Raw genomic sequence first — 2,874 nt, 5'->3', positions numbered from 1 at the left:
CCCGATGAGGGAAAAGGGAATGGCCATCAAGGCTCTTGAACAAAACCCTACCCTGACAACAGCAGAGGCGACCCTGCGCCAGGCAAACGAACTTTATACCGCAAGGGCGGGTTCGACCCTTTACCCCCAGGCTGAGGCGAGCCTTGGCGGCCAGCGCCAACGTTTCAGTCCCCAAACATTGGGACAAACCGGGGATGCCCGGGAATTTGATCTTTACAACGCTGGCGTGGGCGTTCGGTACACCTTTGATCCTGCCGGAGGTAACCGTAGTGCATTGGAAGCCCTGGCAGCTAAAAGTGACTATCTAGGGTTTGAACTGGAAGGCGCACGCCTGGCCCTTGAAGCCACCATCGTAACAACTGCCATTACCCAGGCAAGCCTGTCCATGCAGATTGAAACCATGGAAAGCATCTTGAACTCCCAGAGAGAACAACTGGAATTAACCCAAGTGAGCGTTCGTCTTGGTCAGAAATCCCCTGACGTCTTGGCGGCCTTGGAAACTCAGCTGGAGCAGAACCGGGCAGGTTTACCCCTGGTGCGCAATCGACTCGAACAAAACTATCATCTTCTGGCAGTCCTGACAGGCCAGGCACCGGGGGCGGGCAGATCGCCTTCCTTTAGCTTGCAGGACTTTACTGTGCCTTCCGAACTGCCGTTGATTGTACCATCGGAGCTTGTGCGTGCAAGACCCGATATTGCAGGGGCCGAGGCGTTGCTGAAAGCCGCCAACGCAGAATACAAAGTTGCGGTGTCAGCCCTTTATCCCCAACTCAACTTGAGTGCCGATTTAGAATCCAAAGGCCCTGACCTTTGCTTCGTTGTTTGATGGCGGATCTACCGCCTGGAGCCTGGTGGGGCAACTGACACAGCCCCTGTTCAACCCCGGACTCCCCGCCGAAAAGAGAGCGGCTCTGGCAGCCTTTGATGCAGCTGCTGCAAACTACAGATGGGTGGTTCTGGAGTCATTTCGCAACATGGCCGATGTATTGAAGTCATTGGAGAATGACGCGGAAAGACTTGTGGCCCTCCGTGCAGCAGATAAGGCATCCAGGCTCTCCCTTGAGCTGACCCGGAACCGGTATGGACTCGGTGCAACCGATTATGCGGAGCTACTCATTGCCCGTCAGCAATGCCAGCTGACCCAGCTTGACTTGATAGAAGCCCGGGCAAAACGTCTGATCAACAGCGTCGCATTCTACCAGGCCATTGGAGGAGGCATTTAGCTTCGAGAATGAGAGAAAGGTAACACCCGTTCCCGGCCTTGGGTACCCACCTAACGAGATAATCAGTCCTACCACACAGGTCCAAATTTTTGGAAATCGGAAATTTATCATAGGGTCTGGGCAACAAAAAAAACAAGCGCTTACACTCACACTGATGTGATTTTTGCAAACACCTCTGGTGTGGGTTTGGGAAGCCCTGCGATTTTCCATGCAACCAGCGGATCAGGAAATTCATCGTATTGACAGTCGCTTGACAGTCCCACCCGTTTACAGACCGCCCGAACAATGGGAAATGCTTCAAATTTATGATAATACCAGCGCAGGAATTTCAGGATTTCCATTTTTTCCCTATTCAACGGGCATTCTTTTGATACACCTTCCTTGTCTGACAAAATGCAGGCCATTTCTTCCGTCCAGGAATCAAAATCAGTAAGATATCCTTCCGAGTCCAATGAAATCTTTTTGTTGTCTCTTTCTATTGTGTCCATAATGATTTAAACCTCCTTAATACAAACCTCAGTAATTGTGACACTTGTTGAAACGAATCCTAAACCAGTTTGCAGGTATCACTTACAAATTAGACAGCGGTGTATTCGTGGCTTCATGCACTTAGAAATAGAGATTGCCTGTATCTGAATCAGCTATAGTTTTAATCGGCAGTACCACTGCCCTTACAGACCGGGCACTCCTGATCAGGTTCACACTGGCAGTCGTCCAGATTGTCATCACCGTCACTGCTACGCCACTCCATATTGCATTCGCAATGGCCTTTAATTGTTTTTTTACCATTACACATAGGACATATCTTTTCAGGTTCCATGGTTCTTCTCTCCTTTATAAAATATCACATGGCCTTAATATTATCTCTGAGCTGAGATATCTGCAGTCCAAGACCGATACACTGCTTGCCTTCCATGCAAAGTTTTGCATCTTCCGGTTCAAGATATGTTTTCAACTCGTGCTTGTTTTTTTTAAGGTGGACAAGCCAAGCATTGTTCTCTTTGTGATACGACACATTGATTTCTATCCCGCAATTCCCAATATCAGGATATACGGATCTGATCATTTCACATATTTGATCTTTATTATACATGATTTTTCCTCCTTTCAGGTTATACTTGTTTATCCCAAAAAAAAGGTTGTTCTGTTCGTGATTTAACCCAGTCGACACTTGGGGATGACCCTCCCTGAATATTCGACCCGGTTCAGTTCCTGCTGGTGTTTTGTGCAGGCTTCCTGTACGATATTTGTGCATTCGCCTTCACATTTGCCATTAATATCTCTTGATGGTAAGTGTTTGATTTTTACTTCATATCAGCCGTCCATGCGGCCCCCGCTGCCAATGTATAAGAGGTAATCATCCCATTAAAGTTTGTCAAAGCGATAGTGCAGGGCACATGTATTGATGCTAAATATTGAATTTTATTTCTTAATAACTCAACTTTCGGTGGTCCAAAAAAGAACTCATTTTGAATTTAAGAGTTTGATATATAAGTAAATATTGACGAATTTCTCTTTGTTTGGTATGTTTTGTTTACCGCTAAACTAACAAAAAACAAAGGAAATTCGTCAAAATGAATACTACCCTGATCAGCGAACAAAATCAAACCTCAAATTTCGATAAAATGGGTATTATTAATGAGTATTTGTT

At 46.4% G+C, this 2,874-nt stretch carries 5 protein-coding genes; 2 read left to right on the top strand and 3 right to left on the bottom strand.

Annotated elements, in window-relative coordinates; genetic code table 11:
- A partial coding sequence (locus ACYQ2M_RS24890) for a TolC family protein (RefSeq protein ID WP_459919104.1) occupies positions 1-826 on the top strand: 826 nt, incomplete at its 5' end.
- A 25-nt stretch (positions 827-851) separates the two neighbouring features.
- Entirely contained in the window at positions 852-1,223 is a 372-nt protein-coding gene (locus ACYQ2M_RS24885) for a TolC family protein (protein WP_459919103.1), read from the top strand.
- A 146-nt stretch (positions 1,224-1,369) separates the two neighbouring features.
- Here ACYQ2M_RS24885 and ACYQ2M_RS24880 read toward each other — a convergent pair whose 3' ends face one another.
- From ACYQ2M_RS24880 to ACYQ2M_RS24870, 3 genes are all read right to left on the bottom strand, one after another.
- Positions 1,370-1,711, bottom strand: coding sequence for a TusE/DsrC/DsvC family sulfur relay protein (locus tag ACYQ2M_RS24880; protein WP_459919102.1), 342 nt, complete (start codon positions 1,709-1,711; stop codon positions 1,370-1,372).
- A 161-nt stretch (positions 1,712-1,872) separates the two neighbouring features.
- Positions 1,873-2,043 (bottom strand): hypothetical protein, encoded by a 171-nt coding sequence (locus ACYQ2M_RS24875; protein WP_459919101.1) that lies wholly within the window; start codon positions 2,041-2,043, stop codon positions 1,873-1,875.
- Between the two features lie 24 nt (positions 2,044-2,067).
- Positions 2,068-2,316 carry a hypothetical protein gene (locus ACYQ2M_RS24870; RefSeq protein WP_459919100.1) on the bottom strand — a complete coding sequence of 83 codons (249 nt, stop codon included), beginning with the start codon at positions 2,314-2,316 and terminating at the stop codon, positions 2,068-2,070.
- Between the last annotated feature and the right edge of the window lie 558 nt (positions 2,317-2,874).

Source organism: Desulfocicer niacini (genome assembly GCF_054657595.1).
This window is presented reverse-complemented; position numbering and strand designations above follow the sequence as displayed.